This is a genomic window from Pseudomonas sp. F3-2, assembly GCF_038804275.1.
Taxonomy (GTDB): Bacteria; Pseudomonadota; Gammaproteobacteria; order Pseudomonadales; family Pseudomonadaceae; genus Aquipseudomonas.
Window position 1 is genome coordinate 4745906 of record NZ_CP152388.1, and the last position, 15966, is coordinate 4761871.

At 60.6% G+C, this 15966-nt stretch carries 13 protein-coding genes; 5 read left to right on the plus strand and 8 right to left on the minus strand.

Annotated features, from left to right (window positions below; genetic code table 11):
- Positions 1-63: 63 nt before the first annotated feature.
- Together AAGQ88_RS21300 and AAGQ88_RS21305 are read left to right on the plus strand one after the other, a co-directional pair.
- Positions 64-3000, plus strand: a complete 2937-nt coding sequence (locus AAGQ88_RS21300; protein ID WP_342653487.1) for a membrane-targeted effector domain-containing toxin — start codon at positions 64-66, stop codon at positions 2998-3000.
- Between the two features lie 156 nt (positions 3001-3156).
- Entirely contained in the window at positions 3157-3528 is a 372-nt protein-coding gene (locus AAGQ88_RS21305) for a PH domain-containing protein (protein ID WP_285422448.1), read from the plus strand.
- Between the two features lie 89 nt (positions 3529-3617).
- Here AAGQ88_RS21305 and guaA read toward each other — a convergent pair whose 3' ends face one another.
- The 4 genes from guaA to AAGQ88_RS21325 form a co-directional block, all read right to left on the minus strand.
- Positions 3618-5195 carry a glutamine-hydrolyzing GMP synthase gene (gene guaA / locus AAGQ88_RS21310; protein WP_285422460.1) on the minus strand — a complete coding sequence of 526 codons (1578 nt, stop codon included), beginning with the start codon at positions 5193-5195 and terminating at the stop codon, positions 3618-3620.
- A 100-nt stretch (positions 5196-5295) separates the two neighbouring features.
- Positions 5296-6765: an IMP dehydrogenase gene (guaB, locus tag AAGQ88_RS21315; protein WP_285422461.1), complete on the minus strand. Its 1470-nt coding sequence runs from the start codon at positions 6763-6765 to the stop codon at positions 5296-5298.
- Positions 6766-6891: 126 nt separating this feature from the next.
- Positions 6892-7440 (minus strand): sugar ABC transporter ATPase, encoded by a 549-nt coding sequence (locus AAGQ88_RS21320; RefSeq protein WP_285422462.1) that lies wholly within the window; start codon positions 7438-7440, stop codon positions 6892-6894.
- 70 nt (positions 7441-7510) lie between these two features.
- Complete coding sequence (locus tag AAGQ88_RS21325; RefSeq protein ID WP_342653488.1) at positions 7511-8296, minus strand: sulfite exporter TauE/SafE family protein; 786 nt, start codon at positions 8294-8296, stop codon at positions 7511-7513.
- Positions 8297-8491: 195 nt separating this feature from the next.
- Between AAGQ88_RS21325 and xseA the strand changes: the two genes are divergently transcribed.
- The 3 genes from xseA to leuA all read left to right on the plus strand — a co-directional run bounded on the left by xseA (position 8492) and on the right by leuA (position 12818).
- The gene (gene xseA, locus AAGQ88_RS21330) at positions 8492-9871 is read left to right on the plus strand and encodes an exodeoxyribonuclease VII large subunit (protein WP_342655855.1); all 1380 of its coding nucleotides are present in this window, start codon (positions 8492-8494) and stop codon (positions 9869-9871) included.
- A 3-nt stretch (positions 9872-9874) separates the two neighbouring features.
- Positions 9875-10717 (plus strand): peptidoglycan DD-metalloendopeptidase family protein, encoded by an 843-nt coding sequence (locus tag AAGQ88_RS21335; protein ID WP_093463060.1) that lies wholly within the window; start codon positions 9875-9877, stop codon positions 10715-10717.
- A gap of 415 nt (positions 10718-11132) precedes the next feature.
- Positions 11133-12818, plus strand: a complete 1686-nt coding sequence (gene leuA, locus AAGQ88_RS21340; protein WP_342653489.1) for a 2-isopropylmalate synthase — start codon at positions 11133-11135, stop codon at positions 12816-12818.
- An 88-nt stretch (positions 12819-12906) separates the two neighbouring features.
- Here leuA and AAGQ88_RS21345 read toward each other — a convergent pair whose 3' ends face one another.
- From AAGQ88_RS21345 to AAGQ88_RS21360, 4 genes are all read right to left on the minus strand, one after another.
- Positions 12907-13314, minus strand: coding sequence for a hypothetical protein (locus AAGQ88_RS21345; RefSeq protein WP_342653490.1), 408 nt, complete (start codon positions 13312-13314; stop codon positions 12907-12909).
- Between the two features lie 119 nt (positions 13315-13433).
- A complete protein-coding gene (locus tag AAGQ88_RS21350) occupies positions 13434-13871 on the minus strand; it encodes a hypothetical protein (RefSeq protein WP_342653491.1) in 438 nt (145 codons plus the stop codon).
- 59 nt (positions 13872-13930) lie between these two features.
- On the minus strand, positions 13931-14722 hold the full coding sequence (locus AAGQ88_RS21355; protein WP_342653492.1) for an amidohydrolase: 792 nt from the start codon (positions 14720-14722) through the stop codon (positions 13931-13933).
- Positions 14710-15858, minus strand: a complete 1149-nt coding sequence (locus AAGQ88_RS21360) for a pyridoxal phosphate-dependent aminotransferase (RefSeq protein WP_342653493.1) — start codon at positions 15856-15858, stop codon at positions 14710-14712. The genes AAGQ88_RS21355 and AAGQ88_RS21360 overlap by 13 nt, the downstream gene beginning before the upstream one ends.
- Positions 15859-15966 lie beyond the last annotated feature (108 nt).

Here is a 15966-nt window from a genome sequence, read left to right on the forward strand (position 1 = left end):
TTTAGTGCCAATTGAGTTCGGATTCGCGAGAAGCTTGCCCCTCATTCATCAAGGACGACGGATATGAACACCCTCAATGGACAGCCTCGCGACCTGAACACTCGCGATCGATCAATACTCATCAGCATGAGCCAGCGCCTCGTCGCGGCGTGCCCCGACATGCGCGAAATGGCGCGCGAGATTGCCCGGGAAATCCTGGCCAGGCATGGCAACCCAGATCTGGAGCCCGACCGTGTCTTCTGGCATCGATTCAACAGCGCCTCCAGCAGCGCCCGGACCTTTACCGGCTGGCAGCACGTTGATCCGCCCTGCGAGTCGATGACCCTGCCGCAGCTGGTGATGCGTCGGTTCAACCCCCACGATCAGGACAACGCCGACACCTTGCAGATGCTCAGCGGTTTTTACTCGGAAGGCCCGCAAGCGCAGGCGTTCGATGAGCGCAACGAGATCAGGATGCTGCCCTCCGACGCCCTCAACGACTTCTGGCAGGTGGATTTCAAGCGCCGCTTTCTGGCGAAGCTGCAGACCTATCAGACGCAAGAAGGCGACGACTTCCGCACGCTGAGCAAATCCACCTTCCTGGGCAAGGCCCTGCAAGACCATGCCGCGGGCTGGCTGACGGGTGATGAGCTCGAGCTGATTTTCCACACCGCCGGGCTTGAGACCGCCGGGCCGGTGACCGTCAGCGCGCTGCAGTCAACCTTCGTTCCTGCAGGGAAAACGCGCGTCTGCACGTTCGATGTGCTGGGTTACGAGGCCAGCGACATCCTGCGTATCGTGTGTGAGGACGGTCGGCAAATCCTGTACACGCCGGGCGAAGTGCAGGCCTTCCATGTCCTCGACACGCCGAAAGATCTGCACTGGTGGTTGCTGATGCAGAACAACCGGACAGAGCGTCGGGCGCGGTTCATGAGCCACTTTCCGCTCTCGGCGCACGGTCAGGCGAACGAAGCGGCTGGCCTGCTCAACGGTCTGGATCTGCTCTACAGCACCTGGGGCAGCGACCATCCTTCGGTGATCAACCAGAACAGCCGTGAGCTGGGCATCGATCCCTTCACCTGGCTGCGCGACTCTCACCAGGCCCGCATGCGCGCCGAAGCCGCCCTCTCCCTGCGCTCCAACGCCGAACTGCGCAGCCAGATGTGGCTGGGCTATCTCAAGGAGGTGGGTCGAATCGCCGGTCCGCTCGCGGCTCTCGACTGGCCTATCGCGCTGGCCGCCGTGGGTGCCGGTATTGCTGACATGGGCCTCAATATCGATCAGGCGGTCAACGGCCACACAACCGCGGAGCGTCAGGCGGGGGTAATCGGCGCCGCCACCGCAGCCATCGAGGCCCTGTTCGACAGCCTGTTCCTGCTCGACGCCAACGCAGCGGATATTGAAGCGCCAGGTCATGACGGCAGCCTCATCGACCCGACGCCAGAAGTTGAACAGGCCACGCCCTTGGCCCCGGTGGCAGACCTGACGGAGCTTGCGCCGGGGCCGGTCTATCCAGTTGAGTCAGACGGGCTGCTGGCACCTTTCGAAACGAACATGCTGCTGGATGGCTATGAACCAGCTCGGGCAGAAGGCCGAATGAAAGGAATTTGTCTGACGGAGCAAGGCGAAACATTCATTGAGATAAACGACTTTGCCTACGCCGTACGCTACGTAGAAGAAACCGGGGGCTGGGTCATCGTCGACCCGCAAAACCCGTTTTCCTTCTATCGCAACGTGCCAGTGCGACTTGACCCGTCCGGTGTGTGGAAAACAATCACGCGTCCCGGCCTGCAGGGCGGCGGCAAGATCTTCGGCAAACTGCGCTGGGGCCGCCCTGCGACCACGGCGCCGGCCACCTCCCGGGTTCCCGGCCCCTACGAAATCCCTGAGGCGTTGAAAGCGGATGTGGAAGACGGCGCGCTGCACGGCGGCCGTCTGGTCGACGAGGCCTACACATCGTTTGACCCGGATGCACCGGACCCGTACACGGAGTTCAAACGCCTCAGGCGCATTTTGTGTGCGGACGCGCAGGAGTTCTACACACGCTACGAACTCCCCGCGCGCCCCAATTCTGCCGCCATCGACGTGAGCGCACCGGTTGGTAAAACTCTGAAAAAGCTTCTGGAACGCACGCCGGGCGTTGTCTTCGGCGAAAGCCATTCAAGCCTGGGCAGCAAGAAATTTCTCATCGAGCAGATGCCGTTGCTGGCCAAACTGAAGGTCAAAACGTTGTACATGGAGCATCTGCTGACCGATTTTCATCAGGCTGATCTGGACACCTTCGCAGCCACCGGCAAGATGCCCGACAAGCTCGAAGAGTATGTAAACGCGCTGGACAAGGGCCATCACACCGATAAATCCGGTCAATACACATTCATGGCAGTCCTGAAGGCGGCCAACGAAAACCACGTGCGCATTCAGGCGCTCGACTGCATGACCAGCTACCGGCTTCAGGGGCTGGGCAAGGGCACAACGCTTCGCCAGCAGGTGATGAATTACTTCGCCAAACTGATCATTGACGCCGATCAGACGGCTAATGGCGGGAAAAAATGGGTGGCGCTGGTGGGCAATTCCCACGCCAATACCTACCTCGATGTGCCAGGCCTGAGCGAACTGGAAGGGACATTCGGCGTGAGAGTCGAAGACACGGGAGCGAGCGAAACGATTGCATTCGAACAGGATCCCGGCGCGCAAATGACCAACGAACTCGGCCGACCGGCCGGTCTGGTCAAAAGCGATTTCCGCTTGCGCGTACCGACCGCGCGCGCGACACCAAACGTGTCGGCCATCGAAGGGCGCCTGACCCGTGCCGGCATGTTCGCGGTCGAGCGTGCAGAAGACCGGTTGGTAATCGTGCATCGCAGCCAGGATGCCTCGGTGGTGCGCACACCGATCATGCTCGACGGCTCACATTTTTACATTGATCGACCAAGGTGGCCGCGCGTCAGCGGGCGACGTTTCGAATCGCTTCATGACCTCACCACCGGGCTGCAATTGATGGGCATGACGCTCATCGAGTGACGTCGCGGATCACAGCGCCGGACACCGCCTGAAGGGGTGCCTGGCGCTGAACCCGGCTGATTTTCCACGCCCTGCTCACACAGGTAGTATCAGCGAACGTCACCGCGATGCCCTTCGGCAACCGGGATGCATGGCCACTAAGAGGATATTCCACGGATGATCGACTTCAACAACAAAGGCTTCTTCAAACTCAAGCAGAACGACGAATACGCCGAGCGCGTCACTGCCCTGCTGCTGGACGGCGAGACCGTGATCGACTCCTACAAATCCATGCGCGATGGCGTGGTCTTCACCAACAAACGCATCATCGCCGTAAACGTGCAAGGCATCACCGGCAGCAAGAAAGACTTCACTTCGCTGCCATACAAAAACATCGTGGCCTACTCGGTCGAAACGTCGGGCACGTTCGATCTGGACTCGGAACTGGAGATCTACTTCTCCGCCCTCGGCAAAGTGAAATTCGAATTCACCGGCAAAACCTCCATCGTCGAAATCTCGAAGCTGATCTCGGCCCACATCTTTGGTTGAGCACGCCGCGCAGGCGAATCGGGGTGGAGGTTGTAGTCCGCCAGATACGACAAAGGCGCCTGCTGGCGCCTTTGTCGGGGTGGATCAGATCATTCCCACTCAATCGTCGCAGGCGGTTTGCTCGAGACGTCGTAGGTTACGCGGGAGATGCCTTCGATTTCGTTGATGATGCGGCCGCTGACGGTTTCCAGCAGTTCGTAAGGCAGGTGCGCCCAACGAGCGGTCATGAAGTCGATGGTTTCGACAGCGCGCAGGGCGACGACCCAGGCGTAACGACGGCCATCACCTACCACGCCCACGGATTTCACCGGCTGGAACACCACGAATGCCTGGCTGACCTTGTGGTACCAGTCGGCTTTGCGCAGTTCTTCGATGAAGATGTGGTCGGCACGACGCAGCAGGTCGGCGTATTCCTTCTTCACTTCGCCGAGGATACGCACGCCCAGACCTGGACCCGGGAATGGGTGGCGGTAGACCATGTCGTACGGCAGACCGAGTTCCAGGCCCAGACGGCGGACTTCGTCCTTGAACAGCTCGCGCAGGGGCTCGACCAGTTTCAGGTTCATCTCTTCCGGCAGGCCGCCCACGTTGTGGTGCGACTTGATCACGTGCGCCTTGCCGCTCTTGGCGCCAGCGGACTCGATCACGTCAGGGTAGATGGTGCCCTGAGCCAGGTACTTGATGTTGTGCAGCTTGCTCGATTCGGCGTCGAACACGTCGATGAACGTGCGGCCAATGATCTTGCGCTTTTTCTCCGGATCGCTTTCGCCCGCCAGATTGGTGAGGAACTGCTCTTCGGCGTTGGCGCGGATCACCTTGACGCCCATGTTCTCGGCGAACATGGCCATCACTTGCTCGCCTTCGTGCAGACGCAGCAGGCCGTTGTCGACGAACACGCAGGTCAGCTGGTCGCCGATGGCCTTGTGCAGCAGGGCTGCCACGACCGACGAATCCACACCGCCGGACAAACCCAGCAGCACGTTGTCGGTACCGACCTGAGCGCGAACCTGAGCGATGGCGTCTTCGGCAATCTTCGAGGGAGTCCACAGGGCTTCACAGCCGCAGATGTCGAGGATGAAGCGCGAAAGGATGCGACCGCCCTGCTTGGTATGGGTCACTTCCGGGTGGAACTGCACGCCGTAGTAGCCACGAGTGTCGTCGGCCATGCCGGCGATCGGGCAGCTTGGGGTGCTGGCCAGTACGTGGAAGCCTTCCGGAATCTCGGTGACCTTGTCGCCGTGGCTCATCCAGACGTCCAGACCGAAGACACCATCGGCGTCGACGTGGTCTTCGATGCCGTCTAGCACCCGGCTTTTGCCAACGACGTCCACGCGGGCATAACCGAACTCGCGCAGGTCCGAACCTTCAACACGGCCGCCAAGCTGCTCGGCCATTGTCTGCATGCCGTAGCAGATACCAAAGACCGGGACGCCCAGATCGAATACCGCTTGCGGGCAACGCGGGCTGTCGGCGACGTGTACGGACTCAGGACCACCGGCCAGAATGACGCCTTTTGGGGCAAATTCGCGAATCGCTTCGTCGTCCATGTCGAACGGATGCAGTTCGCAGTAAACCCCGATCTCGCGCACGCGGCGGGCAATCAGCTGAGTGTACTGGGAACCGAAGTCGAGGATCAGGATGCGGTGGGCGTGAATGTCGAGGGCCATAAGTCATTCTCGTCGAAAATCAGAAACAAGACGGGGCTGTGTTGAACAGCCCCGCTACACAATTCTTTGAAATGCGCCGAAACAACCGGCGCACTCCGGATCAACCTACGCGATAGTTCGGCGCTTCCTTGGTGATCTGCACGTCGTGGACATGGGATTCAGCCATGCCGGCGCCGGTGATGCGAACGAATTCAGGCTTGGTGCGCATTTCCTGAATGTCGGCGCTGCCGGTGTAGCCCATCGAGGAGCGCAGGCCGCCCATCAACTGGTGAACGATGGCAGTCAGCGAGCCCTTGTAGGCGACGCGGCCTTCGATGCCTTCCGGAACCAGCTTCTCGGCGCCTTCCGAGGAATCCTGGAAGTAGCGGTCGGAGGAGCCTTGCGCCTGGGACATTGCACCCAGCGAACCCATGCCGCGATACGCCTTGTACGAGCGGCCCTGGAACAGTTCGATTTCGCCCGGTGCTTCTTCGGTACCGGCGAACATCGAACCCATCATCACGCAGTACGCACCGGCAACGATGGCCTTGGACAGGTCACCGGAGAAACGGATGCCGCCGTCGGCGATCAGGGGAACGTCAGTGCCTTCCAGCGCGGAAGCCACGTTGGCAATGGCGCTGATTTGCGGTACGCCGACACCGGCCACGATACGGGTGGTGCAGATGGAGCCAGGGCCGATGCCGACCTTGACGCCGTCAGCGCCCGCCTCGACCAGCGCGCGAGCCGCAGCGCCGGTGGCGATGTTGCCGCCGATGACCTGTACGTCAGGGTAAGTCTGCTTGACCCAGCGAACGCGGTCGATCACGCCTTTGGAATGGCCGTGGGCGGTGTCGACGACGATGACGTCAACGCCGGCGGCGACCAGCGCACTGACGCGCTCGCCGGTGTCCTTGCCGGTGCCGACTGCAGCGCCGACCCGCAGACGACCCTGGTCGTCCTTGCTGGCCAGCGGGTAGGCTTTGGATTTCTCGATGTCCTTGACGGTCATCATGCCCTTGAGCGCGAACTTGTCGTCGACGATCAGGACTTTTTCAAGACGGTGTTTGTGCAGCAGATCGCGCACTTCATACTTGTCGGCGCCTTCGCGGACAGTGACCAGACGCTCTTTGGGGGTCATCACTTCGCGGACGGGCACGTCCAGACGGTTTTCAAAACGGATGTCGCGGGAGGTCACGATGCCGACGAGCTCGCCGTCGTGCAGGACCGGAACACCGGAAATGTTGTGCTGACGGGTCAGTTCGAACAGATCGCGAACCGTGGCATCCGCTTCGATGGTGATCGGGTCCTTGACCACACCCGCTTCGAACTTCTTGACCTTGCGCACTTCAGCAGCTTGCTGCTCGATGGTCATGTTCTTGTGGATGATGCCGATGCCGCCTTCCTGAGCCATGGCGATGGCCAGGCGGGCTTCAGTGACGGTGTCCATAGCGGCGGAAACGAGGGGGATGTTCAGTTCGATGCCACGGGTCAATCGGGTTTTCAGACTGACTTCGTTGGGAAGCACCTCGGAATAACCGGGCACAAGGAGAATGTCGTCGAATGTAAGGGCTTCTTGGCTGATACGCAGCATCGCTGGGCTCCCGAGCGGGAAAATGGAAGCGCGCCATTATACCCAGACAGGTGGCCTTGCTCAATGTAAAGATCAGCCTATTTGATAATCAGGTTGATCGACACGCTCTATCGGCGCAACTTGCATTCATAACCGGACTTTGACGAAGGACACCGGGCGATCCAGACGTTCGGCGAACTCTTCCAGAAAGCTGGCCTTGAACCCTGCCTCCAACCAATCGTTGAAGATGAACCCCAGGTTGGAAAACCCGCACGGGTCGAGGAACAGGAAGCCATTGATGTCGTCTTCGTGGCGGCATTCGGGGCACATGAAATTGTCCGTATGGCCGGGCATCCATTCTTCCAGGCTGTCGAACAATGCCTCACCGATCTCACGTCGGCACTCGGGGCAACCGGCCTCCTCCTTGAATCCCTGCTGCGGCGTATAAATGCAGCGCTTGAGGACAATCTCCAGGCCGTTGACCGGCTTGCCATACGGCAACGCGTCAGGATTTTCGACGATTCGCCGGGCGCCGGGCGCAATGGCATAGGCCATCCGGTTGAAGCTGCGGCCGCAGGTCGTCAGCGCCTCTTCCACCACTTCGCGCTTCACCAGCCAGCGCAAAATGGCTCGCGCTTTCGCTTCATGCCCGGGAAAGCTGGAAATTTGCGGGACGATGATGCTCTGCGTGTTCATGACAGGCCTGTCTGACGTTTGATCGGGGGCGGCAGCTTAATCCCGCTGCCGGCGACGTCAAGTGTGGCGCTCAACCGGCGAGGTATCGGCCGATGAGCGTGATACCGCTGATCAGCACCAGCCAGGTCACCAGTCGCACGAACATCTCACGCGACAGGCGCATGACCAGCCGACGTCCGATCCAGGACCCGACGATCATCGCCGGCAGCAGGCAAACGGCGAGGAGTAAAAGAGAAAGCTGCGCGTAGACGCCGGTGATCACGAACAGACTCAGGCGCACGATGGTGCTGCAACTGATCAGCGCGTTCTGCGTTGCGCGGGCCTGGTTCTTGTCGGTGAGCCGGCCGTTCAGGTAGATCGCATAGAGAAATCCGCCGCTGCCGAACAGGGCGCCGAACAATCCACCGACGGTACCCATCGGAATCGACCAGCCCGCGGACAGTTGAGTGGGGCGCACCTTCACCGCCAGGCTGTACAGCGAATAACTCACCAGAAACAGCCCCATCAATAAAAGCAGAACATCGGATTTGAGGTTGAGCAGGAACAGCACGCCCAAGGTGCAGCCCACTGCCATGCACGGCACCATGCGCAGCAATTCCGAGCGCACCACGGATTGTCGCGACGGCAGGAAATGGCTGAACGCGGCCAGGAAATCCAGCATGACCAGCAGCGGAATGATCCGCGAGAGCGGCATGAAATGAATCAGCACCGGCCCCGCGACCAACGCCGTGCCAAACCCGGCAATGGCGAACACCAGATAGGCAGCGATGACGCCGCCTTCTATGAAGAGCCAGTCGGTCGGGCTCAAACCCAACTCGATGAAGGCACCCGACAACTCGGTGAGGGTGGTGAACATTGTATTTCCGTAGCCGGGCAAAGTTGGCACAGCATACTGCAGGAGCGAGCTTGCTCGCGATTGTGTCGAGCCTGAGAATCAGCGGCTGCCTGATCCACCGCATTCGCGGCCGTGGTAACTCCCGACTGTTCCTACAGGGTCTGCGCCAGCCGCTGATACACGACATCGCCAGCTAATGCCTTTATCATGCCCGTCATGATCAAAGACCCCTTCGCAAGACTCGGCCTTGACCGGGAAGTCCTCACTGTCAGCCAGCTCAACGGCCGTGCGCGCGTGCTGCTGGAAGATGTGTTTTCCAGCATCTGGGTCGAGGGCGAAATCTCCAACCTGTCTCGCCCGGCATCCGGCCACGTTTATTTCACGCTCAAGGACACTGGCGCCCAAGTGCGTTGCGCGTTGTTTCGCAGCAATGCCGCGCGCGTGCGTCAGGCGCTGAAAGACGGTCTGGCGGTGAAGGTGCGGGGCAAGGTTTCGCTGTTCGAAGGCCGCGGCGATTATCAGCTGATACTCGATACGGTGGAGCCTGCGGGCGATGGCGCGCTGCGTCTGGCCTTCGACGCACTCAAGGAAAAACTCAGTGCCGAGGGGCTGTTCAGCGCCGAGCGCAAGGTCGCCCTGCCCTTGCACCCGCAGCGGATCGGCATCATCAGCTCGCCCACTGGCGCCGTCATACGCGACATCATCAGCGTGTTCCGACGTCGCGCGCCGCGGGTCGAACTGACGCTGATCCCCACTGCAGTTCAGGGCCGCGAAGCGATCGGTCAGATCGTGCGGGCGTTGAAGCTGGCGGACAGCCGAGGCTTCGACGCGCTTATCCTCGCGCGCGGCGGCGGCTCGCTGGAGGACCTCTGGTGCTTCAACGAAGAAGCGGTCGCCCGCGCCATCGACGCGTGTGTCACGCCCATCGTCAGCGCGGTCGGCCATGAAACCGACGTGTCGATCAGTGACTTCGTCGCTGACGTTCGCGCGCCGACCCCGTCGGCGGCGGCCGAGCTGTTGGCGCCGGACTCCAGCGACCTGCATCGTCGCGTCGACAGCCTGCAGCGCCGGCTCACCAGTCGCATGCAGGACCGCCTGATGCGCGAGCGGCTGCGGCTGGACGGCATTTCACGGCGTCTGCGCCATCCGGGTGAGCGTCTGCGTCAACGGGCCCAACGCCTGGATGATCTGGACATGCGCATGCGTCGGGCCTTCGAACAGCAGATGCACAAGCGACAAGTGCGCATCAGCCATCTCGAAAGCCGTCTGGCGGCGCAGCATCCGGGACGCACGCTGGCATTTCTGCGCCAACGCCTGGACGTGCTTGCCGAGCGCTTGCCGCGCGCGATCCGGGAAAACCTCAAGACCCGCCGCTTGCAATTGCAGAGTCAGGTCCAGACGCTGAACGTGGTCAGCCCGCTCGCGACCCTGGGCCGTGGCTATAGCATTTTGCTGGACGAACGCGGCAAGGCGATTCGCCAGGCGCAACAGACCCACACCGGCCAGCGCCTGACCGCAAAGCTTGCTGAGGGCGAATTGCAGGTCCGCGTCGAAGACAACCACCTGACGCCCGTCACCCTTTCTCTTCTGGACTGATCAATGCTGCCTTTTATTCTCCGTTCTCTGGCCAGCACGGCGCTGGCCCTGTGCCTGGCGCTGCCGGCCCACGCCGACAGCTATATTTCGCGACTGCTGAACAAGCCCGTTCCTGGCGGCGTCGCCGTGGTCGATCTGGGGCCGGCCGCGCAGGCACCGAAAGCCACGTGGCAAGGCAAACCGGTATTGGTCGTCAGGGATCAGGACGCCCGCTGGCTGGCGATTGTCGGCATCCCGTTGACGATCAAACCTGGCACGTCGCAACAGGTAAACAGCGGCGGCCGGAACCTGTCATTCACGGTCGGCAGCAAGAAATACCCCGAGCAGCGCATCACTCTGAAAAACCAGCGTCAGGTCAATCCAGACCCGGATGACCTCAAGCGCATCGAGCAAGAGCTGGATGTGCAAGTGCGCGCTTATCGCAGCTTCAGCCCCGGCACGCCGAGCAACCTGCTGCTGGATAAACCGGTCGACGGGCCGCTTTCCAGCAAATTCGGTGTACGCCGCTTTTTCAATGGCGAAGAGCGCAACCCCCATGCGGGTCTGGACTTCGCCGTGCCTGCTGGCACGCCTATCAAAGCTCCGGCAGCGGGCAAGGTGATACTGATCGGCAACTACTTCTTCAATGGCAACACGGTGTTCGTCGATCACGGCCAGGGGTTCATCAGCATGTTCTGCCATATGTCGAAGATCGACGTGAAGGTCGGCGATTCGGTGCCGCGTGGCGGCGTGGTCGGGCGCGTGGGTTCAACGGGCAGGGCCACAGGTCCTCATATGCACTGGAACGTCAGCCTGAACGATGCCCGGGTCGATCCGGCGATTTTTATCAACGCCTTCCAGCCGTAGCATCACAAACCTGTAGGAGCGCGCTTGCCCGCGAACGGGTTGTGCCAGTGCCATATGTGGGGACTGACACAACGCCATCGCGGGCAAGCGCGCTCCTACAACGGGATGTATTGCGCGGGACGAAATCACTCGGCAATAAAATCCTGTAGCGGTGCCTAATCCAGGCATAAATATTCATAAAACATGAATATTCGAATACTCCTCCCAATTTTTCCCAACTGCTTGCCACCTTTCACCCCAATTGGTTACGGTTGGCTTCATGAAAACCTCTCACACCCTCATTCTGCTGCGTCAACATCGCTGCCTCAGTCTCGTCAGCGCACGACTGCCTAGCTGAATCGCGGTGCCTCGCCCCCATCTTGTAAAACCGGCTGGCCGCCTTCTCTCGGCCCTCAATACAAAAAGGATTATTCACATGACCATGCTCAAAGATCCCTCGACGAAGTACCGCGCGTTTCCTGTCATCGACCTGCCCGACCGCACCTGGCCTTCCAAGACCATCACCGAGGTGCCGATCTGGTGCAGTTCCGACCTGCGTGACGGCAACCAATCGCTGATCGAGCCAATGGATTCGGTCAAAAAGCTGCGGTTCTGGAAGACCCTCGTTCAGGTAGGCGTCAAAGAAATCGAAGCGTCCTTTCCGGCGGCATCGCAAACCGATTTCGACTTTGTGCGCACCCTGATCGAAGACGGCCATATCCCTGACGATACGACGATTCAAGTGCTGACCCAAGGCCGCGAAGACCTGATCGCACGCACGTTCGAATCCCTGCGCGGGGCCAAGAAAGCCATCGTTCACCTGTATAACGCCACGTCGCCGTCGTTCCGTCGCATCGTGTTCAATCAGGACAAGGAAGGCATCAAGGCAATTGCCGTCAATGCCGCCAAGCTGTTCGTCAAATACGCCGCGCAGCAGCCTGAAACCCAATGGCAGTTCGAGTATTCCCCGGAAACCTTCAGCGCCACCGAACTGGATTTCGCCAAGGAAGTCTGTGACGCGGTGATCGAAGTGTGGAACGCCACTCCGCAGAACAAGGTGATCCTCAACCTGCCCGCCACCGTCGAAGTCGCCACGCCGAACATTTACGCCGACCAGATCGAGTGGTTCTGCCGCAACATCTCCCGTCGCGACAGCGTGATTATCAGCCTGCACACTCACAACGACCGCGGCACCGGCGTTGCAGCCACTGAGCTGGGCCTGATGGCAGGCGCGGACCGCGTTGAAGGCTGCCTGTTCGGCAACGGCGAACGCACCGGCAACGTGGATCTGGTGACGGTTGCGCTGAACATGTACACCCAAGGCCTGAATCCGCAGTTGGACTTTTCCGACATCGACGGCGTGCGCAAGGTCGTCGAAGAATGCAACCAGATTCCGGTTCACCCACGTCACCCCTACGTCGGCGATCTGGTTCACACCGCCTTCTCCGGTTCGCACCAGGACGCCATCCGCAAGGGTTTCGCGCAGCAGAAAGACGACGCCCTGTGGGAAGTCCCTTACCTGCCGATCGACCCTGCCGACATTGGCCGCAGCTACGAAGCGGTGATCCGTGTGAACAGCCAGTCCGGCAAAGGCGGCATCACCTATCTGCTGGAACAGGAATACGGCATCTCCCTGCCGCGCCGCATGCAGATCGAGTTCAGCCAAGTGGTTCAGGGCGAGACCGACCGCCTGGGCCTGGAAATGACCGCGCAGCAGATCTACTCGCTGTTCAAGCGTGAATACCTGCAGGCCAATAAGCCGTACGCGCTGGTCAGCCACCGTCTTCAGGAAGAAAACGGCCATAGCGCCGTCGAAGTGGAAGTGACCGGCAAAGGCGATGGCGAAAACAATCTGCGCTGGAAAGGCACCGGTAATGGCGCGCTGGAAGCGCTGGTTGCCGGCCTGCCGGTCAAAGCCGAGATCATGGACTACAACGAGCACGCCATCGGTGCGGGCACCACTGCCAAGGCAGCGGCGTACATCGAGTTGCGCGTCAACGGCGAGCGCGCCCTCCATGGCGTCGGCATTGACGAGAACATCACGACGGCCAGCTTCAAGGCCCTGTTCAGCGCCCTGAACCGTGCGCTGTTGCAGTCCGAAGCAGCGGCTGAGGCGGCTTGATCCCGCGCCTCGCCAGGGGTTAGCGGCACCCGAAAAATAAAGGCCCTGAAGCGAACACTTCAGGGCCTTTGCATTTGTACTGGAACGATCAGGCGGTGGTGTCGACGCTGCCTTTCATCAATTCAAGGAGCGAACCCTGGAGCGAGGTGATCTGCGCGTTGGTGTTCGCCATCTGCTGCTCGATGGCCATGGCCTGCTGAGCTTTTTCCTGATCGCTCGCCTTGCTGGCGTGCACCGCGGCCAGTTGCTGCTGCTGTTGCTGCAGCATCTTCTGCGCTTGTTTGATCTGCTCTTGCAACTGCTTGATCATCTGGTCGCGTGGCGTGCCGCCCTCTTCTGCCTTGCCAGCGCCCGACGCTTCAGGGGTCTGGTAGACATTACCGCGCAGATTCACAGTGGCAGTGGTCGCGTCCGTCTTGGTCGACTCATCGTTTTTGAAGCCAGCGGTGAAGGCACTTGCGTAAGGACTCAACGAACTGGTGTTGATGGTAGTCATGATGAACTCCTGTTTAGTGCACTTTGTATCGGCGGACTTACACAGAACTGAAGTTCATTGATCGACGCGCATGCGAACGCCCCATGGCCAGGCCACGGGGCGCGTTGCGGTGCGAGGTATCAGGCGGTGGTGTTGATGCTGCCCGACTTCTGCAGTTGCACCAGCGCAGCTTCCTGCGTGGCGAGGCTGGCGGTGGTCGTCGAGATCTGGCCTTGAATCGCCATGACGCGCTGCGACTTTTCCTCGTCAGACCCCTTGCTCGCCTGAGCCGCTGCCAACTGCTGTTCTTGCTCCTGCAGGCGTTTCTCGGTTTCCTTGATCTGCTGCTCGAGCTTCTCGATCGCCTGCTCGCTCTCGCTGGAGGAATCCGAACTGCCGCTGGCCCCGCCCGCAGCCGGTGCGCCGCCCGCGCCGCTCGATGCGGACGTCGAGGCTGCGGCTGCGGTGGTCGAGGTGTCGTCGCTGCTGCCAGTCGTCGCTGTCGTCGTGTCTTTTTTGACAGCAACGGTGAAGGTGCTGGAGTAAGCGCTGAGTGAGGAAGCGTTGATGGTGGTCATACCGATCTCCTGTTTTGGTACCACCGCTATCGACCGCAACCCCCGCAAACTCTATGAACTTAGTGTATCTCGAATGTATCAGCGTCGAGATATGCCGGGAATTTCAGACGGTACGCTGACAGGCTTTCCGCAGACAGACTGACTTGGAACACTCCATCGGCTTCACCGATGTTGAGCAGGCTCTCGCCCTGAAAGTCCAGCACCTGGCTGTCGCCGGTATAGGCGAAGCCCTTTCCGTCAATGCCGACCCTGTTCACCGCCGCGACGTAGCACAGGTTCTCGATGGCCCGTGCCGGCAACAAGCGGTTCCAATGCTGACGACGGGCGCCGGGCCAGTTGGCGGTGTACAGCAGCAGATCGGTGTCTTGCGCATCCCGGCTCCACACCGGAAAGCGCAGGTCGTAACAAATCAACGGACGAATCCGCCAGCCCTTGAGTTCGAACTGCACTTGCCGCTCGCCAGGACTGTAGTGCTCGTGTTCGCCTGCCATGCGAAACAGATGGCGTTTATCGTAGTGCAACAACTCGCCGTCCGGCCTCGCCCACAGCAGGCGGTTGCGATGGCTGCCGTCGGCGGCACGTATGATCACGCTGCCTGTCACCACTGCGTCCAGTCGCCGGGCCTGACTGAGCATCCAGGCGCTGGTCTCACCGTTTTCCGGCTCGGCCAGTCGCTCGGACTCCATCGAGAAACCCGTCGTGAACATCTCCGGAAGAATCACCAGATCGGCGCCATGCGCCTGCTCCAGCAACTCCTCGAAGTGGGCGTGATTGGCCTGGCAGTCGTGCCACGCCAGCGTGGTTTGCACCAAGGCGATGTTCAGATTGGGCAGGTTGCTCAGATCGCGCATAGTTTTTCCGCTGCCAGACGCAGCGTCTCCTCACGCTTGGGGAAGCACAGCCGGATAATGCGCTGGCCTTCAGGCGGGTTCTGGTAGAACACCGAAACAGGGATGCTCGCCACGCCATGCTCGCGGGTCATCCACAGCGACATGTCGACATCATTCAGGTCCGGACGGATATTCGAGTAATCGACCAGTTGAAAATAGGTGCCGGCCGCGCGGGTGAAGCTGAAACGCGAGGACTCGAGTCGGTCACAGAAAAAGTCTCGCTTGGCCTGATAGAACGCCGGCAACTCCTCGACATGCTCAGGGCAGGCCGCCATGAAATCGGCCAGCGCCCATTGCAGCGGTGTCACGCCACAGAAACCAACGAACTGGTGAATCTTGCGCATTTCAGCAGTCAGCGCGGGTGGCGCCACCAGGTAGCCGGTTTTCCAGCCCGTTACGTGGTAGGTCTTGCCGAACGAGCTGACCACGAAGGCGCGCTGGTAAAGCTCTTCATGCGCCAGCACGCTCGCATGTTTCACGCCGTCGAACACCAGGTGTTCATAGACCTCGTCGCTGACAAGGTAGATGTCGCGATCACGAATCAACGCTGCCAACTGATCCAGCTCGGCGCGTGTGATCAACGCACCGCTCGGGTTGTGCGGCGTGTTGATGATGATCATGCGGGTGCGCGGACTCAGCGCTGCGGTCAGTTGCTCCCAATCGATGGAGAAGTCGCCATCCTTGAGCTGCACATGCACGCAGCGACCTCCGGCGAGCTCCACGGAAGGTTCGTAGCTGTCGTAGCACGGATCGAAAACGATGACCTCGTCGCCCGCCCGAACCACGGTCTGGATCGCGCAGAAAATGGCATGGGTTGCGCCCGGTGTGATGGTGACCTCGCTGTCGGCATTCACGCTGCGCCCGTAAACGCGCGCGATCTTGGCCGCGACCTGCTCCCGCAGCGCGGGCAGTCCGGTCATCGGCGCGTATTGATTGTGGCCGTCCATTGTGTGACGGCAGAGGGCTTCACGCAGCGCGTCGGGCCCATCGAAATCGGGAAAACCCTGAGACAGATTGATCGCCCCGGTTTCCGCGGCAAGCTGGGACATCACGGTGAAAATGGTGGTGCCAACGTTCGGCAATTTGCTGGTGATCATAGGGTTTTCCTGCTCCACACCCGGCTCCTTGACGGCACGGGGACCCGCAGGATAGCCCAGATGTCGCGCACAAAAAAAGGCGCCATTGGCGCCTTTTTCCGAGAAAGT